21 protein-coding genes, 1 other RNA gene and 2 pseudogenes are annotated in these 22,922 nt (G+C 42.6%); 18 read left to right on the forward strand and 6 right to left on the reverse strand.

Annotated features, from left to right (window positions below; all coding sequences use genetic code 11):
- Positions 1–94 precede the first annotated feature (94 nt).
- From gap to ssrA, 12 genes are all read left to right on the forward strand, one after another.
- Positions 95–1,111 (forward strand): type I glyceraldehyde-3-phosphate dehydrogenase, encoded by a 1,017-nt coding sequence (gap, locus tag P8F77_RS07205; RefSeq protein ID WP_148460109.1) that lies wholly within the window; start codon positions 95–97, stop codon positions 1,109–1,111.
- 244 nt (positions 1,112–1,355) lie between these two features.
- A complete protein-coding gene (locus P8F77_RS07210) occupies positions 1,356–2,549 on the forward strand; it encodes a phosphoglycerate kinase (RefSeq protein WP_024727928.1) in 1,194 nt (397 codons plus the stop codon).
- Between the two features lie 39 nt (positions 2,550–2,588).
- Positions 2,589–3,338: a triose-phosphate isomerase gene (gene tpiA / locus P8F77_RS07215; RefSeq protein WP_024727927.1), complete on the forward strand. Its 750-nt coding sequence runs from the start codon at positions 2,589–2,591 to the stop codon at positions 3,336–3,338.
- Between the two features lie 77 nt (positions 3,339–3,415).
- Positions 3,416–4,732 carry a hypothetical protein gene (locus P8F77_RS07220; protein WP_287518293.1) on the forward strand — a complete coding sequence of 439 codons (1,317 nt, stop codon included), beginning with the start codon at positions 3,416–3,418 and terminating at the stop codon, positions 4,730–4,732.
- A gap of 100 nt (positions 4,733–4,832) precedes the next feature.
- The gene (gpmI, locus tag P8F77_RS07225) at positions 4,833–6,374 is read left to right on the forward strand and encodes a 2,3-bisphosphoglycerate-independent phosphoglycerate mutase (protein ID WP_024727925.1); all 1,542 of its coding nucleotides are present in this window, start codon (positions 4,833–4,835) and stop codon (positions 6,372–6,374) included.
- Positions 6,375–6,497: 123 nt separating this feature from the next.
- On the forward strand, positions 6,498–7,793 hold the full coding sequence (eno, locus tag P8F77_RS07230) for a phosphopyruvate hydratase (RefSeq protein WP_024727924.1): 1,296 nt from the start codon (positions 6,498–6,500) through the stop codon (positions 7,791–7,793).
- Positions 7,794–7,846: 53 nt separating this feature from the next.
- Positions 7,847–8,263 (forward strand): hypothetical protein, encoded by a 417-nt coding sequence (locus tag P8F77_RS07235; protein WP_287518290.1) that lies wholly within the window; start codon positions 7,847–7,849, stop codon positions 8,261–8,263.
- 241 nt (positions 8,264–8,504) lie between these two features.
- Positions 8,505–8,741: a preprotein translocase subunit SecG gene (secG, locus tag P8F77_RS07240; protein ID WP_006565422.1), complete on the forward strand. Its 237-nt coding sequence runs from the start codon at positions 8,505–8,507 to the stop codon at positions 8,739–8,741.
- 135 nt (positions 8,742–8,876) lie between these two features.
- Positions 8,877–11,048 (forward strand): ribonuclease R, encoded by a 2,172-nt coding sequence (gene rnr / locus P8F77_RS07245; protein WP_270431614.1) that lies wholly within the window; start codon positions 8,877–8,879, stop codon positions 11,046–11,048.
- Positions 11,011–11,481: an SsrA-binding protein SmpB gene (gene smpB, locus P8F77_RS07250; protein WP_024727921.1), complete on the forward strand. Its 471-nt coding sequence runs from the start codon at positions 11,011–11,013 to the stop codon at positions 11,479–11,481. The genes rnr and smpB overlap by 38 nt, the downstream gene beginning before the upstream one ends.
- Before the next feature lie 60 nt (positions 11,482–11,541).
- Positions 11,542–12,198 (forward strand): glycoside hydrolase family 25 protein, encoded by a 657-nt coding sequence (locus P8F77_RS07255; RefSeq protein ID WP_287518283.1) that lies wholly within the window; start codon positions 11,542–11,544, stop codon positions 12,196–12,198.
- A 215-nt stretch (positions 12,199–12,413) separates the two neighbouring features.
- Positions 12,414–12,760: a transfer-messenger RNA gene (gene ssrA, locus P8F77_RS07260) on the forward strand.
- A 134-nt stretch (positions 12,761–12,894) separates the two neighbouring features.
- Here the strand turns inward: ssrA and P8F77_RS07265 are convergent.
- Positions 12,895–13,614, reverse strand: coding sequence for an Ig-like domain-containing protein (locus P8F77_RS07265; protein ID WP_287518281.1), 720 nt, complete (start codon positions 13,612–13,614; stop codon positions 12,895–12,897).
- Positions 13,615–14,045: 431 nt separating this feature from the next.
- On the opposite strand from P8F77_RS07265, the gene P8F77_RS07270 reads away from it, so the two are divergent.
- The 3 genes and pseudogenes from P8F77_RS07270 to P8F77_RS07280 all read left to right on the forward strand — a co-directional run bounded on the left by P8F77_RS07270 (position 14,046) and on the right by P8F77_RS07280 (position 15,643).
- The gene (locus P8F77_RS07270; RefSeq protein ID WP_287518279.1) at positions 14,046–14,375 is read left to right on the forward strand and encodes a hypothetical protein; all 330 of its coding nucleotides are present in this window, start codon (positions 14,046–14,048) and stop codon (positions 14,373–14,375) included.
- Positions 14,376–14,413: 38 nt separating this feature from the next.
- Positions 14,414–14,883: pseudogene (locus P8F77_RS07275) on the forward strand (sigma-70 family RNA polymerase sigma factor).
- Positions 14,864–15,643 (forward strand): 1,4-alpha-glucan branching protein, encoded by a 780-nt coding sequence (locus P8F77_RS07280; RefSeq protein ID WP_287518277.1) that lies wholly within the window; start codon positions 14,864–14,866, stop codon positions 15,641–15,643. The pseudogene P8F77_RS07275 and the gene P8F77_RS07280 overlap by 20 nt, the downstream one beginning before the upstream one ends.
- A 1-nt stretch (position 15,644) precedes the next feature.
- On the opposite strand, the gene P8F77_RS07285 is transcribed toward P8F77_RS07280, so the two are convergent.
- The 5 genes and pseudogenes from P8F77_RS07285 to P8F77_RS07305 form a co-directional block, all read right to left on the reverse strand.
- Positions 15,645–16,547, reverse strand: coding sequence for a HAMP domain-containing sensor histidine kinase (locus tag P8F77_RS07285; RefSeq protein ID WP_347256421.1), 903 nt, complete (start codon positions 16,545–16,547; stop codon positions 15,645–15,647).
- Positions 16,548–16,563: 16 nt separating this feature from the next.
- Positions 16,564–17,301 (reverse strand): ABC transporter permease, encoded by a 738-nt coding sequence (locus P8F77_RS07290; protein WP_227032000.1) that lies wholly within the window; start codon positions 17,299–17,301, stop codon positions 16,564–16,566.
- A 14-nt stretch (positions 17,302–17,315) separates the two neighbouring features.
- Positions 17,316–17,972: an ABC transporter permease subunit gene (locus P8F77_RS07295; RefSeq protein WP_347256422.1), complete on the reverse strand. Its 657-nt coding sequence runs from the start codon at positions 17,970–17,972 to the stop codon at positions 17,316–17,318.
- 19 nt (positions 17,973–17,991) lie between these two features.
- Complete coding sequence (locus P8F77_RS07300; RefSeq protein ID WP_006567398.1) at positions 17,992–18,930, reverse strand: ATP-binding cassette domain-containing protein; 939 nt, start codon at positions 18,928–18,930, stop codon at positions 17,992–17,994.
- 116 nt (positions 18,931–19,046) lie between these two features.
- Positions 19,047–19,727 (reverse strand): annotated as a pseudogene (locus tag P8F77_RS07305) (response regulator transcription factor).
- A 117-nt stretch (positions 19,728–19,844) separates the two neighbouring features.
- Here P8F77_RS07305 and P8F77_RS07310 point away from each other — a divergent pair.
- The 3 genes from P8F77_RS07310 to trmD are packed head-to-tail and all read left to right on the forward strand — an operon-like array spanning position 19,845 to position 22,848.
- Positions 19,845–21,638 carry a DUF885 domain-containing protein gene (locus P8F77_RS07310; RefSeq protein WP_287518267.1) on the forward strand — a complete coding sequence of 598 codons (1,794 nt, stop codon included), beginning with the start codon at positions 19,845–19,847 and terminating at the stop codon, positions 21,636–21,638.
- 18 nt (positions 21,639–21,656) lie between these two features.
- The gene (rimM, locus tag P8F77_RS07315) at positions 21,657–22,169 is read left to right on the forward strand and encodes a ribosome maturation factor RimM (RefSeq protein WP_006567395.1); all 513 of its coding nucleotides are present in this window, start codon (positions 21,657–21,659) and stop codon (positions 22,167–22,169) included.
- On the forward strand, positions 22,162–22,848 hold the full coding sequence (gene trmD / locus P8F77_RS07320) for a tRNA (guanosine(37)-N1)-methyltransferase TrmD (protein ID WP_024727917.1): 687 nt from the start codon (positions 22,162–22,164) through the stop codon (positions 22,846–22,848). The genes rimM and trmD overlap by 8 nt, the downstream gene beginning before the upstream one ends.
- Positions 22,849–22,922 lie beyond the last annotated feature (74 nt).

Genomic DNA, 22,922 nt, shown 5'->3' on the forward strand with positions numbered 1-22,922 from the left:
GACATATTGTTTAAAATAAAAAGGAAGTTTGTCAATAGATTGACAATTGACAGACAACATTAAATTATTCATTCAAGACTTAGGAGGAATTGAGATGGCAGTAAAAGTAGCGATTAATGGATTTGGACGTATCGGACGTCTTGCATTCAGACAGATGTTCGGAGCTGAAGGTTATGAAGTTGTAGCAATCAACGATTTAACAAATCCTAAGATGTTAGCACACTTATTAAAGTATGATTCTGCACAGGGAAGATATGCATTAGCTGACAAAGTAGAAGCAAAAGAATCTTCAATCGTAGTAGACGGAAAAGAAATCGAAATCTATGCAGAAGCAGACGCAACAAAACTTCCTTGGGGAGAATTAGACGTAGACGTTGTATTAGAATGTACAGGATTCTACACATCTAAAGATAAAGCATCTGCACACATTCAGGCAGGAGCTAAAAAAGTTGTTATTTCTGCGCCAGCTGGAAACGATCTTCCAACTATCGTATACAATGTAAACCATGAAACATTGACAAAAGAAGACACAGTCATCTCAGCAGCATCTTGTACAACAAACTGCTTAGCACCTATGGCTGATGCTCTTAACAAGTACGCACCGGTTCAGTCTGGTATCATGTTGACAGTACATGCTTACACAGGAGATCAGATGACTCTTGACGGACCACAGAGAAAAGGTGATTTAAGAAGAGCACGTGCAGCAGCAGTCAATATCGTTCCTAACTCCACAGGAGCTGCAAAAGCTATCGGATTAGTTATTCCTGAATTAAACGGAAAATTAATCGGATCTGCTCAGCGTGTACCGGTTCCGACAGGTTCTACAACAATCTTAACAGCAGTTGTTAAGGGAGAGAACGTAACTGTTGATGGAATCAACGCAGCTATGAAAGCAGCAGCTACAGAATCTTTCGGATATACAGAAGAAGAATTAGTATCTTCTGACATCATCGGAATCAAATACGGTTCTTTATTTGATGCAACTCAGACAATGGTTACTGAAATTGGTGACGGATTATACGAAGTTCAGGTTGTATCTTGGTATGACAACGAAAACTCTTACACAAGCCAGATGGTAAGAACAATCAAATACTTTGCAGAATTAGCATAATCATCAGCGCTGTGGATGCGGACAGGCATCAATATTCAGTGTAGTATTCTGCAATACCATACCCACAGGGCACACTGTATTTTATGCCCTTCGGGCAGCGTGCTTTGCACGATAAGGTATAAAGACTCAAATGGGTCCGGTCTTTTTGGACCGGACCCGTTTTTTTATTTTGTTTGTTAAAGAAGGCAATCCGGCAGGATAGGCATTCGATTTAATCCTATAAGAAATCCCAGGAGGAAAGAACATGTTAAACAAAAAATCAGTAGATGATATCAACGTAAAAGGAAAGAAAGTCTTAGTGCGCTGTGATTTTAATGTACCGCTTCAGGATGGAAAAATCACAGATGAGAACCGCCTGGTTGCGGCACTTCCTACATTAAAGAAGCTAATCGCAGACGGCGGGAAACTGATCCTTTGCTCTCACTTAGGAAAACCGAAAGGAGAGCCGAAACCGGAATTATCTCTTGCACCGGTGGCGGCACGTTTGAGTGAGTTATTAGGTCAGGAAGTGAAGTTTGCAGCAGACGACAACGTTGTAGGACCGAATGCGAAGGCGGCGGCAGACGCAATGCAGGACGGAGATGTCATTTTACTTCAGAATACACGTTACAGAGCAGAAGAGACAAAGAACGGAGAAGAATTCAGCAAGGAACTTGCAAGCCTCTGTGATGTATTTGTAAATGATGCTTTTGGAACTGCTCACAGAGCTCACTGCTCTAACGTGGGAGTTACACAGTTCGTAGACACTGCAGTTGTAGGATACTTAATGCAGAAAGAGATTGATTTCTTAGGAAATGCAGTCAACAATCCGGAACGCCCTATGGTAGCCATCTTAGGAGGAGCAAAGGTTTCCTCTAAGATTTCTGTCATCAACAACCTGCTGGACAAAGTCGATACATTGATCATCGGCGGGGGTATGGCTTATACTTTCATGAAAGCACTGGGAGAAGAGGTTGGAGATTCCTTACTGGAAGCTGACTACTTAGACTATGCTAAGGAAATGATGGACAAAGCAAAGGAAAAAGGCGTGAACCTGCTGATCCCTGTTGATACAGTAGTTGCCGATGACTTCTCCAATGACGCCAACATCAAGACCGTAGAGAGAGGCGGAATTGAAGCAGGATGGCAGGGTCTTGACATCGGACCGAAGACAAGAGAATTATTTGCGGATGCCTTAAAAGATGCAAAGACAGTTGTATGGAACGGACCTATGGGATGTTTCGAGATGCCGAACTTTGCGGCAGGAACTATAGCAGTTGCAGAGGCACTGGCAGAGATTGATGCTACAACGATCATTGGTGGAGGAGATTCCGCAGCAGCTGTAAACCAGCTTGGTTTCGGTGATAAGATGACACATATTTCCACAGGAGGCGGAGCATCTCTGGAATTCCTGGAAGGCAAAGAATTACCGGGTGTTGCAGCTGCAAATGATAAATAAGCTTTTTAACTATCAAGGAAAGTAATCGGAGGGTATACCATTATGCGTAAAACAATCGTAGCAGGAAACTGGAAAATGAACAAAACACCTAGCGAGACCGTAGCTTTAGTAAATGAATTAAAGCCATTGGTAGCGACTGAAACATCTGATGTAGTATTCTGCGTACCGGCAATCTGTATTCCGGCAGCGATCGAAGCTGCAAAAGGAAGCAACATCAACATCGGTGCTGAGAACATGTACTATGAAGAGAGCGGTGCCTACACAGGTGAGATCGCTCCAAATATGCTGACTGACTTAGGTGTAAAATATGTCATCATCGGACATTCTGAGAGAAGAGAATATTTCGCTGAGACAGATGAGACAGTTAATAAAAAAGTTTTAAAAGCTTTTGAACATGGAATCACTCCGATCGTTTGCTGCGGAGAGACTCTTGCTCAGAGAGAACAGGGTGTGACCATTGACTTTGTACGCCAGCAGATCAAGATTGCGTTTCAGGGTGTGACTGCAGATCAGGCAAAGACTGCTGTTATCGCTTACGAGCCAATCTGGGCGATTGGTACAGGAAAAGTTGCAACAACAGAGCAGGCTCAGGAAGTTTGTAAAGCGATCCGTGAGTGTATCGCAGAAGTCTATGATCAGGCAACCGCTGATGCCATCCGCATCCAGTATGGCGGTTCTGTATCTGCTGCAAGTGCACCGGAATTATTCGCACAGGAAGACATCGACGGAGGATTAGTCGGTGGAGCTTCTTTAAAACCAGACTTTGGTAAGATCGTAAACTACAAGTAGAGAGATAAAGCTGCTGCAGAAATTATTTGCAGCAGCTTTTTACTTAAAATCGGTTTAAAGGAAATGAGAGTAAGGATATGAAAAAGAGATATATAATAATGGCATTTTTTATGATTGCAGGCTTATTTAATTGTCCTTCAGTTTATGTCAAGAAAGTCGAAGCAAAGGGAAAGACTTATACAATCAGTCCAAATAAAATTCCTAAGTCCGTTAAGAAATCTTCTGCCTACAATAAAAACACTAAGAACTCACTTCAAATGCAATATTATCTAAAAAAACTGCAAAAAGGAGGTGGCAGACTGGTTTTGAAAAAGGGGACATATAAGATCTGTTCGACTCTTTTTGTACCTTCTAATACAACAATTGAACTTAAAGAAGGTGCAGTATTAAAGAAAATAAACAAAGGTAAAAGCAACTACAGGCCTACAAAAAATATGTTTTTGCTTTGTTCTTACAAAAACAGAAATAAAACAAATGTATATAAAAAGTATAACGGACCCAAAAATATTAAATTTATAGGCCACGGAAGTAAGTCAATTATCGATTTATCTTATATAAAGGGGGCACATGGAGTATCTGGTTCTCATAATCAGAATGTAACTTTTCAGAATATAACCTTCAAGGGACAGAATGGAGGGCATTATATTGAGATCGCCGGAGTGAAAAATGTAACTATAAAAGATAACAGATTTCTTTCTGCCAAATCCAGTACAAGGAGTTCAGCATATAATAAAGAAGCAATTAATATCGATACACCAGATAAAGCGACCGGTGGATTTACACTCAGGTGGAGCAGAAAAGACCAGACTCCGAATGTAAATGTCATGATCAATAATAATGTATTTGACGGAGTGAACCGCGCAATTGGAACGCATAAATACTCACAAAAGAAAGACAAAAAAGGGAAATATTCAAAGTCTTCAGTAAATGTTTATCATCAGAGGATTCAGATTAGAAATAATCAGTTTAAAAACATTTATGATAATGCTGTCTTTATGATGAATTGGGAAAATACGACGATTGATTCGAATCAGTTTTCAAAAATTGGTTTGAAAAATAAAAGAAATACTAATACGGCAAAACATGGTGTGGCAGGAGGCGGCATCAGAAAGCTGACACTCACAAATAATCGTTTTATACAAGTGAGAAGCAGCGTCGTATATTTGAGGAGAACTGCTAATAACGGTTCAGGAAGTAAATATTATCCTCTACTTGTTTATGTAACAGGCGCTGAGCTGCAGAAAATGGGGAGCAATTCTGCCTTGAACTGCAGCAGAGATCCTGTTTATCCGTCTTATGACATTCTAATGTTTAAAGGGGACGGTAATCGTTCCAGAGACAATGCTTACGGAATGGATTTAAAGAGTGGAAAAATAATAGCCGGAAAAAAATAGTCTACAGTCAGACTCAATCTGTTATTGAATTTATAAACAATAATCGTTATAATATTAACGGATTATAAATTGACAGCCAATGAAGATAAAGGAGATAATAATGAGCAAGAAACCTACCGTTTTAATGATTTTAGATGGTTACGGATTGAATGATAAGAAAGAAGGCAACGCGATCGCAGCGGCCAATACTCCAGTCATGGACGAACTGATGAAAACATGCCCGTTTGTTCCGGGAAATGCATCCGGTATGGCAGTAGGCCTTCCGGAAGGGCAGATGGGAAATTCTGAAGTAGGACACTTGAATATGGGTGCCGGAAGAATCGTATACCAGGAACTTACAAGGATCACGAAAGAGATCCAGGATGGAGACTTCTTTGAGAACGAAGCGCTGCTTCAGGCAGTAGAAAACTGCAAGAAGAATGGAAGTGCACTCCATGCAATGGGATTAGTATCTGATGGCGGGGTACATAGCCACAATACACATCTGTATGGATTATTAGAACTCGCAAAGAGAAATAATATCGAAAAGGTCTATGTACATGCATTCTTAGACGGACGTGATACGGCACCTACTTCCGGAAAGGGATTCGTAGAAGAACTGGAAGCAAAGATGAAAGAGATCGGTGTAGGCAAGGTAGCCACTGTTTCCGGACGTTACTATGCAATGGACCGTGACAATCGCTGGGACCGTGTGGAGAAAGCATACAAAGCCCTTGTCATGGGAGAAGGAGTAATGAAAGATTCTGCCGTGGATGCAATTGCGGATTCCTACAAAGAGGAAGTAAATGATGAGTTCGTTCTGCCGACTGTTATCACGGAAAATGGAGAGCCGACTGCTGTGATCAAAGAAAATGATTCTGTCATCTTCTTTAACTTCCGTCCGGACAGGGCAAGAGAAATCACCAGGGCGATCTGTGATGATAAGTTTGACAGCTTTGAGCGTCCAAACGGTTACTTTAAGACAACTTATGTATGCTTTACAGAATACGATGCTACAGTTCCGAATAAGCTGGTGGCATTCCATAAAGTAGAGATTAAAAATACATTCGGAGAATTCCTGGCAGAACAGGGATTGAAACAGCTTCGTCTGGCCGAGACAGAGAAGTATGCACACGTTACCTTCTTTTTCAACGGAGGCGTAGAGGTTCCAAATGAAGGAGAGGAGAGAATCCTTGTGAAATCACCGTCTGTGGCAACTTATGACCTGCAGCCGGAGATGAGCGCCATGGAAGTGGGCAGCAAACTTGTAGAGGCTATTGAGTCCGATCAGTATGATGTGATCATCGTTAACTTTGCGAACCCGGATATGGTTGGACACACCGGCATTTGTGATGCGGCAGTAAAAGCTATTGAGACAGTGGACGGATGTGTGGGCAGAGCGGTGGAAGCCATCAAAAAAGCAGACGGACAGATGTTTATCTGTGCTGACCACGGCAATGCAGAGCAGCTGGTGGATTATGTGACAGGAGCTCCGTTTACGGCCCATACGATCAACCAGGTACCGTTTATCTTAGTAAATTATAAGGACCGTGTGAAATTAAGAGAGGGCGGATGTCTGGCAGATATCGCGCCGACTCTGATCGAAATGATGGGACTTGAACAGCCGGAAGACATGACCGGAAAGTCTTTGTTAGTAAAATAAATATCGATATGACAGAAAGCAGTGTGTGTTTAAAGCACACTGCTTTCTTTTTGTATTTCAATGTATGGATTTTCATCTATCTGGATAAAATACTACTAATTACTTGTAAAGGATGTGAATGTGTTGAAATATGGCTTGTCAATAGAAGATGTTATAGGAAGAGAAGTTTTGGACTCCAGGGGAAACCCTACGGTAGAAGTGGAGGTATTGCTGTCCAATGGACATTTTGGAACCGCACTGGTGCCGTCCGGAGCCTCCACGGGCAAATTTGAGGCGATAGAGCTTCGTGACCGCGAGAAACGCTACGGAGGGCTGGGAGTAGAAACAGCAGTAAACCATGTGAATCACCGGATCGCAGACCGGCTGGTGGGAAAAAATGCACTGAACCAGATTGAAATCGATCAGATTATGATTGAAGCGGATGGGACAGAAAACAAAGAAAAGTTTGGGGCGAATGCCATCCTCGGAGCATCACTAGCCACTGCCAGGGCTGCTGCAAACGGATTGGGCCTTCCGCTGTATCAGTATTTAGGGGGAAGTTTCGCGTGTAAGCTGCCGGTGCCGATGATGAACATTTTAAACGGAGGAAAACATGCAGATAACACAGTGGATTTTCAGGAATTTATGATCGCTCCGGTTGGAGCCGAAACGTTCAAAGAAGCACTGATGATGGGGACAGAGATCTATCATAAGTTAAAGAGTATTCTGAAAGAAAACCATCTGAGCACCGGGGTTGGAGATGAGGGAGGATTTGCACCGAACCTGGAAAGCTCGGAGGCAGCATTGGACCTGCTGGTAAAAGCGATTGAAAATGCGGGCTATAAGGCGGGGGAACAGATCATGATTGCCATGGACTGTGCTGCGTCAGAAATTTATAATGAAGACGAGGATGTCTATTATTTCCCGGGTGAGAGCCAGATGACCGGAAAAGAGATACGGAGAAATTCTGAAGAAATGGTTCAATATTATGAGCAGCTCACCGATCATTACCCGATTTTTTCCATTGAAGACGGATTAAACGAGGAGGATGCGCCCGGGTGGAAAGTACTCACATATCGTCTGGGAGAAAAAATACTCCTGGTAGGCGACGACTTATTTGTTACAAATAAGAAACGTCTGACAGACGGTATCGAGAATGATATGGCAAACAGTATCCTGATCAAGCCGAATCAGATCGGGACACTGACAGAAACCCTGGATGCCATAGAGACTGCAAAAAGGGCAGGATATAAAACAATCATATCCCACCGGTCCGGAGAAACAGAGGATACAACGATCGCGGATATTGCGGTGGCGACAAACAGCGGACTGATTAAAACAGGAGCGCCCTGCCGTTCTGACCGGACAGCAAAATATAACCGGTTGCTGAGAATTGAAGAAGAATTGGGTGCCTGTAAGCGATATGGATTGTATTTATAGAACGATAATAGTATAAAGAAAGAAAAAATATTTCATTGTGGGAGGGGCGGAAGATGAGAAATTATAAAAAAGTTTTATCGTGGATCATGGCAGTCTGCCTGCTTCTCACTTGGAATATTTCTGTATATGGAGAACAGACCTCAGAGAAAACAGGACAGCGGAGCAACGTTGTCCTGTTTGTACAGTTTCCGGAGGATGAAACAGTTGATTTTTTTAACACCCACCAGGAGAGACTAACTTATGACAAAGGCTCCGAGCCTCTGACAGGCTTTGCGGCATATGAGCGGATTTTAAATGGCAGAGGAGAACGTAACCGTTCCTCACTATCCATTTACATAGATGCAGTTTCAGAAGGAAAATTGAAAATTAAAAATGTGTTTCCTCAGTATAACGATGCCAAAATTGTTCCCATCACAATGGAACACAGCGTGGATTATTATGACAGCTATGCAGGAGAAGCCAGATTGTAAGACGAGGGGGTCAGTAAATCAGGGAAATATAAAAAAGTGAAGGAGACATCCCGAGAAGAAAAAAATCAATCCAGAAAAGAAGTATCGGTTCCGTCTGAAAGGTTTTCGTAAAATCATAGGAAAGCGTATCTATACACAGATCCCTGTCAAGGAAAAGTAAGATTTGAACGTATCCTTGCATTTTATGGTAAGGTGTGCTAGAATAATCAGCAGTGAGCAGAAACATTAGGAGGAAGAAGCAATGAAGACGGCATTAACTATATTATTTTTAATATCGTGCGTTGTTCTAATCATATTAGTATTGATGCAAGAAGGAAAGGAAGCTGGATTGGGATCACTGACAGGATCCACAACCTCCGGCACATATTGGAGTAAAAACAAAGGCCGTTCCAGGGAAGGGAACATTATTAAAGCGACAACCCTGTTTACAGTCATCTTTTTTGTGACAGCAGCGCTCCTTTGTTCCAGATTTCTTTAGAATGGAAACACTTCTTTAAGCAGATAATGTTTAAGAAGTGTTTTTTTATTCCACAGGAAAGTTCTGCGAACCTTCCTGTAGAATGAAAAATGCTCCGGATAGTACAGCATTGTTGCAGAAAGTAAAGGAAAGATAATGGAAAAGGAATTGTTTGATAAAAGAAAAAAAAGAATCAGAGATCTGATTTATGATAAACACTATCAGCCTATGAAACAAAAAGAGATCGGCTATTTATTGCAGGTAGAGCCGGAAGACAGAAAAGAGTTCGTCCAGATTCTTCATGAACTCGTTGATGAGGGAGTCGTGGAAGTCTCTAAGAGAGGAAAATACAGCCCGGTGTCAAAGAAGACACTGACCGGGACGTTTGTATGCACCCAGAAAGGATTTGGATTTGTTTCGGTGGAAGGAGAAGAAGACGATTTTTATATCAATGAAAATGATATGAACGGAGCTTTCCATGAGGATACTGTGCAGATTGAAGTGACTGAGGAACGGGCCAGGAACGGCAGGCGGAAAGAAGCCAGAATTGTAAAGGTTCTGGAACGGGGAATGACGGAAATAGTCGGCACATTTGAAAAATGTAAAAGCTATGGATTTGTCGTTCCGGACAACTTGAGATTTGACAGTGACATTTTCATTCCGAAAGAGGAATGCGGAAATCTTACCGATGGATTTAAGGTCCTGGTAAAGATTGTTGACTACGGAGATTTAGGAAAGAGTCCGGAAGGCAGGATACTGGAGGTTTTAGGCCACAGGGATGATCCCAGAGTGGACATTTTATCGATCGTAAAGGCATACAATATTCCCACGGAGTTCGGGGAAGAAGTCAAAAAAGAAGTGGGAGCAGTGCCTTCGGTCATAGAAAAATCTTCGCTGGAAGGGCGGCTGGATCTGAGAGACTGGCAGACGGTGACCATAGACGGAGAGGATGCCAAGGACCTTGATGATGCGATCACGCTGACCAAAACATCAGGCGGCTATCAGCTGGGAGTCCATATCGCAGATGTCTCCGATTATGTGAAGGAAAACTCTGCACTGGATAAGGAAGCGCTGAAAAGAGGTACCAGTGTCTATCTGGTGGACCGGGTCATACCGATGCTGCCTCATCAGCTTTCCAACGGTATTTGTTCTCTGAATGCAGGTACAGACCGACTGGCATTGAGCTGTATCATGGATCTTGACAAGGAAGGAATTTTAAAGGGACACCGCATTGCCGAAACCGTCATCCATGTGGATGAACGCATGACATACACAAGTGTGGCACTGATTCTGGACGGCGATGAAAAAGAGCGGAAGAGATATGAAAAACTTGTTCCGATGTTCGAGCAGATGAAAGAGCTTTCTGATATTCTGCGGGAGGTGAGACATGAACGGGGAAGTGTGGACTTTGATTTTCCTGAATCGAAGATTGTGCTGAACGAATACGGAAAGGCAGTCGACGTGATTCCATCCCAAAGGAATAAGGCAACTAAGATCATCGAGGATTTCATGCTTCTTGCAAATGAAACGGTTGCAGAGAATTTTTACTGGCAGGAAATACCGTTTGTGTACCGTACCCATGACAATCCGGACGGGGAAAAAGTCAAGAAACTCAGGACGTTTCTCGAGAATTTTGGAATCGTACTGAAGCTTAAAAAAGATGAAATCCATCCGAAAGAGATACAGAAACTTTTGACAAAGGTGGAAGGCACTCCGGAGGAGGCTCTGATCAGCAGGCTCACCCTGAGATCTATGAAACAGGCCAGGTATACAACCGAGAGTTCAGGACATTTCGGATTATCTACAAGCTATTACTGTCACTTTACCTCACCGATCCGAAGGTATCCGGACCTGCAGATTCACAGGATCATCAAAGAAACTCTTCGGGGAAAACTCGATGCCAAAAGAATCCGGCATTATGAGTCTATTCTTGCGAAAGTCTCAGAGCAGTCGTCTAAGATGGAGCGGCGTGCAGATGAAGTGGAGCGGGAAGTAGAAAAACTGAAAAAGGCAGAGTATATGGAACGACATATCGGACAGCAGTACAAAGGCGTGATTTCAGGAGTGACTGGCTGGGGGATCTATGTGGAACTTCCGAATACGATTGAAGGAATGGTCCATGTGTCCAAGCTGCCCGGGGATTATTACAATTATGATGAGTCGTCCTATTCTATGACAGGAGAGAGGACAGGGCGTAAGTGGAAGCTGGGACAACCGGTAGAGATCGTTGTGACCGGAGTCGATAAGATTTTGAAGAATATTGATTTTGAGATTATTGAGGAGGATGAACATGGCGAAGACGGGCGGAACAAAGCTGATTGCGAATAATAAAAAGGCACGTCATGATTATTTTGTTGAGGAGACGGTTGAGGCAGGCATCGTATTGTTTGGTACAGAAGTAAAATCTATGAGGCAGGGACACTGCAGTATTAAGGAAGCCTTTATAAGTATTGAAAATGGAGAAGTTTTTGTGAAACAGATGCATATCAGCCCTTATGAGAAGGGCAATATTTTCAACAAGGACCCTCTCAGAGAGAGGAAGCTTTTAATGCACAGTTCCGAGATTACCAGGATGATGTCGGAAGTAAACAGAAAAGGTTATACATTGATCCCTCTGCGGGTTTATTTCAAAGGCAGTCTGGTAAAAGTTGAAATTGGACTGTGCCGCGGTAAGAAATTGTATGATAAACGGCAGGATATTGCCAAGAAAGATCAGCAGAGAGAAGCGATGAGAGACTTTAAGGTCAGAAATCTGGGTTAGGACAATGGAACGGCGCTTTCTTCCGAGCATACTATAATTACAAAAAGACAGGAGGACAGTATGCACAGAAGGAAGGGTATTGACGTAAGCTATGCCGACGGCCGGATTGACTGGAGAAGAGTCAGAAAAGACAGGATAGAATTTGCAATGGTCAGGGCCGGATTCGGCGATGGAAATATAGATCAGGAGTTTGAACGGAATGCAAGAGAATGCAATCGTGAGAGAATCCCACTCGGAATCTACTGGTTCAGTTATGCATATACAAGAGAGATGGCCAGAAGAGAGGCAAAACAATGTGTCGAGATCATCAGAAGGTATCGGGTTGAATATCCCGTGGCTTTTGATTTTGAAGAAGATTCCATTGATTATGCGAGGGAACAGGGTGTCACGATCACAAAAGATCTTGCAACAGACTTTACAAGAGAGTTCTGCGATGAGATCCGAAGAGCCGGATACAAACCCATGTTTTACACAAATCTTTCTGATTTAGAGGATTATTTTGATATCCGCCGCCTCAGGGAATATGAACTTTGGCTGGCGAAATATCAGCATGTTCTCGGAGTGGACGATGTTGACATGTGGCAGTATTCCGATTCCGGAAGAGTCAGAGGCATCCGGGGCGAAGTGGACATGAATTACAGCTTTAAAGACTATGAGAAGAGAAATCCAACGGATAGGCATAGGCTCTGTCCGGAGACAAGACGAGAGGAAGAATAAAAGCTCCCCATTCTGTATGTGCCGGAGACAGGTTTATACAGAATGGGTTTTTGTTCTCTTTTGATGAGTTGTCTGGCATCATTTTACCACAATCATTCAGAACCGTGATATAATATCACTGCTTGTTTTGATCTACACAGTGGTTTAACATACAATCCATTTCTTTTTATTGACTTTTTCACAAAAAAAGGGTTATACTATATAAGGAAATATTCGGGCTAGTACTGGTTTCGACAGGGATTCTGAAGCTCGGGAAGCCATTCGGAGAGACCACGTTACGGTGTAAACTTAAATTAAACGCAGATAATAAATTAGCGTACGCTGCAGCCTAAGGGCAGCAGTAGTCTGTGACAGGTCATCTACAGCCTGTCATTAGGCTTCAAATAATGTAGAACCCTCGTCTGTTTAAGCTTTGCGGCAGATGAAGTATTTATGAAGCTACTGAAGTACTGATCCTGTCTCTGGGAGCAGTACGGAGGGAATGTCAATACAGAGACTGTAATGGGAGATGCCTGAGGGGATGGGTTTTTGGACGCGGGTTCGATTCCCGCCTAGTCCATCGCAAGGAGCGCGTGTTTACGTGCTCTTTTTTTGAATGATACTAGGAATGAATAATAAAAAAAGAATGGCTTAGATATGTTTGAAACACATAAATAAGCCATTTTTTTATTTTCTTCTTTTTGTTTGAGAAGCTGGTTAGTAGCAGACTTTGCAGGGCCTGCTCTTAGGACAGGAAGACAGGGAGCCGTGATAAATGGTCCGGGAACGGCCCAGGGTCGGGCAGTCTATGGTGCTGTGATATACAGACCCTCCGGGGGTCCAATAAACTGTTTCTGTATGTTTCTTTTTTGAAGACTTCTTTTTAGGAGAAACCTTAATCCTGCAGGTTGCTTTTTTGCCGGACTTCATAGTTACTGTGATTTTGGCAGTGCCTTTTCTTTTTGCTTTTACTTTTCCTTTCTTTGAGACAGTGACAATTTTTTTATTGCTGGATTTCCATTTCTTTACGGAGTCACCTTTTGCGTATTTTATTTTCAGTTTATAGGTTTTTGAGACTTTTAATTTTACGGTTTTCTTCGTAAACTTTACATACGGTTTTAATTTTGCAGTCTTCTTTGACTGTATTTTATAACATTCAAGACACTCGCGCTGTTTCAGCCCTGTTTTACGGATGGTTGGTTTTTTTACAGTATACCAGTCATCCCATAAGTGCTCACCCGTTGCAGGGACAGTTTTAGTCTGGTTTTCATAGCAAAGATAACACCAGCGCGATTTCTCTCCAGTATCACTGCATGTAGGTTCAGTCGTAGTATCCCATTCACTCCACTCATGGTGACAAGACTCGGCTGCCGGAATCGTAAGCGTTGGTATTATCATAGAGAATACCAACATGACACAAAATAATTTCTTTTTCATAAATACCTCCTCTTTGTTAAATATAAAGTTACCTTCCATTTGTGCATACAATTGATGGCAATATATATTAATATACCACAATTTATACCAAAAGCACTATAACATATGACATTTTCCACACGATTTCCGTTCGACTCTTAGAATGCCTCACTCCAATCGCGTAAAAAATGGACATATTATCTGCTGGAGCAGGCTGCTTAGAAATCAAAAGTACCACCTGCGATAGTTTTCTCCATTGTTGGAAGGAGGCCTGTTAAGAGCCGACTGGAGATAATGGAGAAAAACTCATACAAAATAAATTGGAACTTTACCAAACTTATATTATACTTACAGCAGGTAAAAAAATAAATAACAAAAGATGAAAGGATTCCCTTCGGTCATTCGTATTATTGATAGAACGTTAAAAAATATAGAAAGAGAAGGTGGATCAAATGAAAGTATCAGCAGCGATTATTACGACAGGAATTTTATGTTTAGGAGGATTATCTTCTTTTACAGGAAGCGGCACAGAAAAATATGTGTCAGCCAGGAAACCTGCGGTTCAGGCAGTCTGTTCAGTAAAATCATGCAGAAAAACAGGTGCATATAAACATCACACAACTGTAAAGCATCATACTAAGAAAAAGCACCATACAAAAGCAAAACGTTATAACTGCGGTGTTTCCAAATGTAAGATAACAAAGAAACATACCCACAAACGATACAGCGGACATCACGGAAGCAGTCATAAAAGCAGTCATCATGGAAGACATCACAGATAAGATAAAAGTTTGTAAAAGTGACGCCTGGGAGGGCAGAAATGAGAAGTGAAGCAGACCTGACAAATACAATAGAAATATATTCCGATATGCTCAGGAAAATATGAACTATAGTGATGTGGAAGATGTATTTCAGGATGTATTTTTAAAGTATATGCAGAGCGACATCAGCTTTGAGAGTGAGGAACATAAAAAGGCCTGGCTGATCAGGGTCACAGTAAACAGATGTAAAGATGTGCTGAAAAATTTTTTTCGGAGGAATGCAGTGTCTTATGACTGCATTAGCAAAGAACCCATTTTTTTGCAGGAGAGGGATCTGGATGTTTTTGATGCAGTAACAAAGCTGCCGACTAAATTTAAAAATGTAGTTTATCTTTTTTATTATGAAGAATATACAGTGCCGGAAATTGCACAGATTCTTCATAAAAAAGAGAACACGATTTATACCTGGCTTGGAAGGGCAAGAAAAAAGCTCAAGGAAGATTTAGGAGGTGACTTTTTTGAAGAATGATATTCGCAGATCCTTTGAAAAAATCAAGGCGGAAGAAGCATTAAAGCAAAAAACCAGAGAAATAGTTTTAAATAAGCTAAATGATAAACCAAAGCCAAGAAGAAAGTTTCAGAGATTTTCTCTTGCTGTGGCGGCAGCAGCGTTTATATTTTTGATTGGAGCCGGTTCTTTTCAGATGTATTTTTCGGAGAGCAGTTATATTGATATGGACGTGAATCCCTCCATTGAACTGTCTGTAAACAGATTTGACCGGGTCATCCGGATGTCTGCATATAACAAAGATGGAAAGGAAGTACTCTCTGAGCTGAATCTTAAACATAAAAGCTACAAAGATGCGGTAGCTCTCGTTTTGAAGAAGATAAAAGAAAAAGGTTATTTAAAGCAGAACGGAATGATCTCTGTGACAGTACAGGGAAAAGACCGTGAGAAAGCCTCAGAAATTAAAACTTTGCAGACCGAGATTGACCAATGCATCAGTGAACATGGCGGCAGGCAGAATGTGGAGGTGTATGCCGTATCAAAACGACTGAAGAAAAAATCACACCATTTGAACGTAACGCCGGCTAAGTATCTTGCCATTAAGGAACTTCAAAAGGTGGACCAGACGGCAACGGTAGAAAAGTGCAGGGACCATTCCATCAGTGAGATAAAGGATTATACAAAACAGTGTGAAGAAGGTCATGAAAACAGCCATGGAAACAGCCAGGACCGGCAGCAGGGAGGACATCACGGCAGCGGGGGACACCATGGGGAACATTAATTTAAAATGAGCTTTTAAAAACGGCTGTAACAGACAGGACATTTCCATCGACCGAAGCTTCGACAGTACCGTGCAGTTTATTAACCAGAATTTTTACAACAGAAAGGCCCAGTCCCGTACTTTCATTATGACGTGACTGGTCCTTTGTGTAGAAGCGTTCAAACAATCTGCTCACCTGAATCTTTTCAGGGTCAGATACCGCATTTGATATTCGAAAAACCACATTGCGGCTTTTGGTCAGAGAAAGACAAATACAGATTTCTCCTGACGTATAGCGGACTGCATTGGACAGCAGATTCTGAAGAATACGTTCCAGCATGCTGCGGTCCGCCTTTACAAAGACAGAAGATTCGGGCATTGTGATTTGGGGAGAGAGCTGTCTGCTTTGAAATAATGGGGCACTGTCTGCCAGAAAATTGATCAGAAAGTTAGAAAAATTGAGATCTTCCCAATCAGGTTCTGTATGGTCTGTCTCCAAAATGGACAGATCATAAAACACATCGATCAGCTCCCTTAAACGGCAGGTTTTTCGCAGGGCAGTTTCAATGCGGTCCTTTTGATCAGGCAATAGCCGGCTCTTTTGCAGGATTTGGAGGTGGCCGTTGATCACAGTCAGAGGAGTGCGCAGATCATGGGATATATTGGCTATGGAATTTTTCAGTTCTTCTTCATGCTGTAAGGCTTTTGCAGCCGACTTGCGCTGACAGTCAAAAAAGAGGTTTATTTTTGCCGCCAGCAGTTCCAGGTCCTGATCTGCCAGAGACAAGTCCAGCATTTTTTCGGTTTTGCCGCAGGTTACCTGGTCAATCTGAAGGGACATGTGGTTTATCTGCCATTTCAGCGCAAAATATTTGAAAGATATAATGACAGATAATATGAGGAGAAAGAATAGAACGAGGTTCATATGATTTTCCTTTCTTTTATTTCAGTTCACAGCTTCTGAATGTTTTCCAGGATGCCAGGAGAAGAACGGTACTCCAGCACAGCGAAACAGCAAGACTCCCGAAGGTAAGTATTTCGGTACCGCTGATCACTTGACGGATCTGGAAGGATGGCAGAAAGCGGACCGGCAGGTCCAGCATCATTCCGTATCCCAGATACAGACTTAACACAAAGGTGAGGAGAGCGGCGGCACAGATTGCCCTGGGCATATTTCTCAGAACAAAACACAAAAAGATTGGAATCAGCAGGACAGGACTGTTAAACAGAAAGGAATCAGCCGCAGCCCTGACAAAATCTGATAAGAAACCGATCAGATCATGAATACCAAAATAAATAGATTCTCTGATGCAGCCTGCAGCCGGAAACACCAACGCCAGAAGATTAAAGGCGGTGAGATATACGATGATTTTGCTTATAAATACTGTGAGACGGGAATGTCCCGCGGCGATTTCCTGCTGGATAGTGCGCCAGGAAAATTCCTGACCGAGGACCAGTGCCAGGATACAGGAGACGATAATCAGCAGGAAGGTAGAGTCATACACCATGCCGTTTAGTATATCTGTAAGATTTTCGGCAATTTTTTCTTTGGGGCCGAAGATTTCTGACCTGTAAGCCGGCGCTGTGATGAAGCCAAGCATAAAGATCATGATCACGCTCCACCAGTAGGTACGGTTGTGTAAAAAATAATACCGTTCAGTCTTTAATAAATTGATCAATGCTTTCACCTCTTTCATTTCAAATCTGTTCGGGAAAAATTCCAATAAGCCCAAATACAGCAGATAAAGATCCATAAAAAGTTCGTTAAAAAGACATTTAAACTTGTCAGCTGATCGAAACACAGCAGCCTTAGCTGCCCCATCGGAAGAACCGCTGCCACAAGGGGATAGTGCCGGCCGTTTAAAAGAAAGAGCATGACAAAAAAGAGGACCAGCGGCAGAGTCAGCGCCTTTCCAACGCCTTGGAAAAGAAATCCGCAAAGACAGGGAAGCATGGCCATTGCGCATATGATCCAGATAGCCAGCACTGATTTGAGGAAAAGAGCCGATAAAGAGGCACTGGTGATTCCAAACAGCATACATCCTGCCGCTGCCCCTGCAAACAGAGGAAGACAGAGGATAGAAATACATCCGGTAAGGTGTACGATGATCTTGACCAGCAGGATGTGAACCCTTTTATGACCTGCCGAAATATAGCTTTGTATTGTCCGGTTTTCAAAATCCGACCCGATGAACAGCGCTCCGAAGATCATGATTAAGACGTAGAGCAGGGGAGCAGTGTACAGGATATGATTGAAAACATCCAGTGATTTTGCGGGCGGCGATCCGTCGAGCAGAAGAATACAGCTCAGGACACAGGAAATGACCAGGAGTCCCCAAAAACTTTTCATTCGCGATAGTTTATAAAACTCAGCTTTTAAGATTCTGCGCATGGGATACTGCACCAACCTTTCTCAAAAAATAATCTTCCAAAGTATCTCCGGATACATTCAGGGTGGTAACGAGGATGCCGGAATCCGACAGGGTCCGGGCAACCGTTTCTATATCATCCAGATACTCATACAGTCGGATGGTGCCGTCGGGCATGAGGCGCAGATGCTCTGTGTGCAGGTGTTTTTCCAGTGACAGAAGTGCGTTCTGCGGCTGATTTGTTTTGATGGCTATATGCCTTTTGCACTGTTCATCCAGTTCTCGGCCTGACAGTTCATCAATGATCCTTCCTTTATGGATCAGGATGAACTGTGAAGCGGTCTGGTATAATTCCTCCAGTATATGGCTGGAGACTAAGATTGTCATCCCGTATTTTTGGTTCAGGTCTTTGAGGAGTCTGCGGATTTCAACGATACCGTTAGGATCAAGACCGTTGATAGGTTCATCCAAAATAAGAAATTCAGGATTGTTTAACAGGGCGGCAGCGATTCCGAGGCGCTGCCTCATTCCCAGGGAAAAGTTTCTGACCGGTTTTTTTGCGGTATCTGTAAGACCGGTCATGCGAAGACAGTCTGAAATGACAGATTTTCCGGGAATGCCTCTCTGAAGCCTCTGCACCTCAAGATTTTGAACTGCTGTCAGGTTGGGATAAAGAGCGGGAGACTCGATCAGACATCCCATCCTTTTTCGCTGCTCCTGGAGACCGGTTCTGTTCCTCTGTCCCCAAAGTTCAAGAGTACCGTCCGTGGGAAAGGACAGCCCGGCAGTCAAGCGGAGGAATGTGGTCTTTCCGGCGCCGTTCTGTCCGATAAATCCGTAAATTTTGCCTTTCTCGATCCTTAAATTTATGTGGTCTATAACCAAAGAATGCTTATATTTTTTCGTTAAATTATGTGCTTCTAATACAGTAGAATTCATATAAACTGCTCCTTTCTTCTCAGACCAGTATAAGACACAATATTAAAGAATTTCTTAATTAGGAACAGAAAATTATAAAATTAAGATAAAGATGAGAACAATGGATCGTCTATTTTTCAGTCTTTGTGCAGCCGGTAGCCGATGCCCCAGACAGTATCAATATATTCGTTTTCGGAAGAAACAGCTTTGAGTTTGTTTCTCAGATGACTGATATGTACGTTCAGTGTATTGTCCTCACTTAAATATTCACTGCCCCAGATACTTTGAAATAGATTTGCTTTGGAAAATATTTTGTCCGGATATCTCATCAGCAGCTCAAGAATCCTGAATTCCTTTGCTGTTAAGGAAAGTTCCACGCCTTTGAGATATGCAGTAAGAGAACCGGTATCCAAAGTCAGCTCCTGAAATTTAAGGACCTTTTTTGGGAATGTCTGAAGCTTCGATCTCCGGAGGTTGCTTTCAATCCTTGCAAGGGTTTCATCCAGATCAAAAGGCTTTGTAATATAATCATCCGCGCCGAGACGAAGCAGATCAATTTTATTCTGAGTCGTTCCCCGGGCAGAAATGACAATCACGGGAAGATCAGAACAGGAACGTATTTCTTTCAGGAGCTGATCGCCGCTTTTATATGGAAGCATGAGATCCAGAAGTATCAGATCGATGTTTTGGTGTCTGATGATTTGACAAATACAGCGGCCGTCAGTTTCTCAAACGGCTTCAAAACCGTATCCGGATAAAAAGTCTGACAGAATTTTCAGGATTTCTTTGTCGTCTTCGATGATTAATATTCTTGACATATACAGTACTTGTCCTTTCACTAAGTTTTTAAATAGTATATCATATTTTTAGGTTGCATATCTTTTGCTGTTTATTTAAAATATTCATAAGGAACAAATAACCGGGAGGATAAATTTATGAAATTTACAAAGAGACTGCTTTCTCTGCTGCTCTCATTGCTGCTGGCGTTTTCACTGAGCGGCTGCAAAACATCAACAGAGCAGGGAAAAAGCGGACAAACCAGCCAGAAGACCGGCCAGAAACAGTCAAAAACCGAGGAACAAAAACAGTTTGACAAATTTTTAGACCGACAGGTAAAAGAGACGTTGTCTCAAAATACGCTGAATCTTCATTATCAGCTGAAGGATCCTGAGAAGTATGGGATCAAACAGGAGAAGGTTTCCATCGGACATATTTCTCCCGGACAAGATAAGAAAGCGCTGAAGGAAAATAAGAAGACAGCAGAAGAGCTTTCTAAATTCAAAAGGAGCAGTCTGACAGAAAAACAGAAACTTACGTATGATATATTAGAAGATTATCTGGGTATGCTCATAGAAGAAAGCCGGTATCCATTATATGACAATATTATCGGGGAGGTTTCCGGCATCCAGTCCAATCTTCCGGTGACACTGGCAGAATATCAATTTTACAGAGAGAAGGATATTCAAGATTATCTCACCCTGCTGTCTCAGGTTACGGGATATCTTCAGGAGGCAGGAGAGTATCTGAAAGCACAGTCTAAAGCGGGACTGTATGTAACCGATGGGGCGGCAGATACTGCGGCGAAGCAGATTGATGATTTTTTGAAAGAAAGCGGCGAAAAAAATATATTAAGTGCTACATTTAAAGAACGTGTCAATGACTTTTCGGGTATCAGCAAGGAACAGAAAACAACCTATAATAAACAAAATAAGAAACTGCTGAAGCAGTCTGTATATCCTGCATTCCGCAGCTTTAAAAAGACGATTCTGTCACTGAAGGGAACCGGAAAAAACAGCGGAGGTGTCTGCAATTTAAAAAACGGGAAAAAATACTATCGGCTTGTCTTGAAGGAGCAGACAGGAACAAACAAAACAGTCAGCCAGCTGCTCTCAAGTGTGACAGGCCGTCTCCAGAGCTCAGTGAAACAGATGGTGAATCTGATCCAGGGCGATGAGAGCCTCCAGAAAAAGTTTTATAATTTTGATCCGGTGATGACCAGTCCTAAAAAGGTATTGGCTGATCTGGAGAAGAAGGCTAAAACAGATTATCCACCCCTGAAAAAAGTCCATTATAAGATCAAATATGTTCCAAAAGCGCTGGAAGATACTTTAAGTCCGGCATTTTATATGATCCCGCCGATCGATGATGAGACGGAAAATACCATCTATATTAACAAGGGTTCCACCGATAAGAGCGGAATTTACAATACTCTGGCTCATGAAGGGTATCCGGGGCATCTTTATCAAAACAATTATTTTCTCAGCACAGATCCGGACGATATCCGTTTGATCATGGATTTTCCTGGTTACTCGGAAGGCTGGGCCTCCTATGTGGAGATGCATGCCTTTGACTATGCTCCGTATGATAAGTCTGTGGCCAAATTGAAACGCATCAATGACGAGATCAATATGGCCATCGGAAGTGCTGTCGATATCAATGTCAACTACCGGGGATGGACCCTGGACCAGATTAAAGACATGCTGGAAGACATGGGATATGGAAGTTCTGCGGCAGACCAGCTTTACAGGCTCGTATCTTCGGAACCGGGATACTATCTGAAATATTATTCCGGAGCCCTGGAATTTCAGGAATTGAGAAACAAGGCGTCCAAGGAGCTTGGCAAGAAGTTCCAGACGAAAGAGTTCCACAAGGTGATTCTTGAAAACGGCCCGAGCAATTTTTTACAAGTGAGAAAAGCCGTAGAGGCATATATCGAAGAAAACAAATAGGAAGGAATACAGTTTATTATGGAAGATATATTACAGGTAGGAGCGATCGCTTCCACCCACGGTGTCCGCGGAGAGGTCAAGGTGTATCCGATGACCGATGATGTGGAGCGCTTTAAGGATTTGAAGGAGGTACTGCTGGATACGGGCAGGGAAATGAAGCTTCTGCATGTGAAGTCCTGTAAGTTTTTTAAAAACCAGCCGATTCTTAAGTTTGAGGAGTTTGACAATATCAATGATATCGAACAGTATAAACGCTGCGGGCTGTTTGTCACAAGAGAGAATGCAGTTAAGCTTGAAGAGAATGAGTTTTTCATTGCCGATATCATCGGGTTCGATGTTTACCGGGAGACCGGAAAGAAGCTGGGAATATTGGATGACGTGCTTCAGACAGGGGCAAACGATGTGTATGTGGTAAAAATGGATGATGGAAAGGAAGTACTGCTTCCGGCCATAAGAGACTGTATCAAAAAGGTCTCTCTGGAAGAAAAGAGAATCGATGTTTTTGTAATGAAAGGACTGCTGGATGAATAAGTTTCACGTTTTGACTTTATTTCCCGAGATGATCGAGAGCGGATGCAGCACGAGTATTTTAGGCCGTGCGAAAGAGGCGGGACATATCGGTGTGGAAGCCGTAAACATCAGGGATTTTACGAGGGACAAGCATAAAAAAGTGGACGATTATCCATACGGCGGCGGTGCCGGAATGGTCATGCAGGCGGAGCCGATCTATCTGGCATATCAGCATATCGAGCAAAAGATGGAGAAGAAGCCCCGGGTGATTTATGTGACTCCTCAGGGAAAGGTGTTTCACCAGGAGATGGCTAAGGAGCTTGCAGAGGAAGAAGAACTTGTTTTTCTGTGCGGCCATTATGAGGGCGTGGATGAACGTGTCTTAGAAGAGATTGTCACGGATTATGTCTCCATTGGGGATTACGTTTTGACGGGAGGAGAGCTTCCGGCTATGGTGATGATCGACGCCATCTCCAGACTGGTTCCGGGAGTGCTGAATAACGGAGATTCGGCGGAGTACGAGTCTTTTGAAAACGGGATGCTGGAATATCCCCAGTACACAAGACCGCCGGAGTTTTTGGGGAGAAAAGTACCGGAGGTGCTGCTTTCAGGTCACCACGGAAGGATTGAAGAGTGGAGGAAAGAGCAGTCTTATTTGAGGACAAAGGAGAGAAGGCCGGATCTGCTCGATAAAAAGTAAATAATCCTTGCAAAAAAAAAGTTGTTGTGATATTATATAGCAGTTGTTATAGATAGGATGGTCCTCTGTTACGC

It is taken from the genome of Anaerostipes sp. PC18, assembly GCF_039789045.1.
Lineage (GTDB): Bacteria > Bacillota > Clostridia > Lachnospirales > Lachnospiraceae > Anaerostipes > Anaerostipes hominis.

Excerpts from the sequence above, each read along its gene's own strand:
- gap (WP_148460109.1), top strand. The coding sequence starts at position 95 with ATGGCAGTAAAAGTAGCGATTAATGGATTTGGACGTATCGGACGTCTT.
- P8F77_RS07210 (WP_024727928.1), top strand. The coding sequence starts at position 1,356 with ATGTTAAACAAAAAATCAGTAGATGATATCAACGTAAAAGGAAAGAAA.
- P8F77_RS07220 (WP_287518293.1), top strand. The coding sequence starts at position 3,416 with ATGAAAAAGAGATATATAATAATGGCATTTTTTATGATTGCAGGCTTA.
- gpmI (WP_024727925.1), top strand. The coding sequence starts at position 4,833 with ATGAGCAAGAAACCTACCGTTTTAATGATTTTAGATGGTTACGGATTG.
- P8F77_RS07235 (WP_287518290.1), top strand. The coding sequence starts at position 7,847 with ATGAGAAATTATAAAAAAGTTTTATCGTGGATCATGGCAGTCTGCCTG.
- secG (WP_006565422.1), top strand. The coding sequence starts at position 8,505 with ATGAAGACGGCATTAACTATATTATTTTTAATATCGTGCGTTGTTCTA.
- rnr (WP_270431614.1), top strand. The coding sequence starts at position 8,877 with ATGGAAAAGGAATTGTTTGATAAAAGAAAAAAAAGAATCAGAGATCTG.
- smpB (WP_024727921.1), top strand. The coding sequence starts at position 11,011 with ATGGCGAAGACGGGCGGAACAAAGCTGATTGCGAATAATAAAAAGGCA.
- P8F77_RS07255 (WP_287518283.1), top strand. The coding sequence starts at position 11,542 with ATGCACAGAAGGAAGGGTATTGACGTAAGCTATGCCGACGGCCGGATT.
- P8F77_RS07265 (WP_287518281.1), bottom strand. The coding sequence starts at position 13,614 with ATGAAAAAGAAATTATTTTGTGTCATGTTGGTATTCTCTATGATAATA.
- P8F77_RS07270 (WP_287518279.1), top strand. The coding sequence starts at position 14,046 with ATGAAAGTATCAGCAGCGATTATTACGACAGGAATTTTATGTTTAGGA.
- P8F77_RS07285 (WP_347256421.1), bottom strand. The coding sequence starts at position 16,547 with ATGAACCTCGTTCTATTCTTTCTCCTCATATTATCTGTCATTATATCT.
- P8F77_RS07295 (WP_347256422.1), bottom strand. The coding sequence starts at position 17,972 with ATGAAAAGTTTTTGGGGACTCCTGGTCATTTCCTGTGTCCTGAGCTGT.
- P8F77_RS07300 (WP_006567398.1), bottom strand. The coding sequence starts at position 18,930 with ATGAATTCTACTGTATTAGAAGCACATAATTTAACGAAAAAATATAAG.
- P8F77_RS07310 (WP_287518267.1), top strand. The coding sequence starts at position 19,845 with ATGAAATTTACAAAGAGACTGCTTTCTCTGCTGCTCTCATTGCTGCTG.
- rimM (WP_006567395.1), top strand. The coding sequence starts at position 21,657 with ATGGAAGATATATTACAGGTAGGAGCGATCGCTTCCACCCACGGTGTC.
- trmD (WP_024727917.1), top strand. The coding sequence starts at position 22,162 with ATGAATAAGTTTCACGTTTTGACTTTATTTCCCGAGATGATCGAGAGC.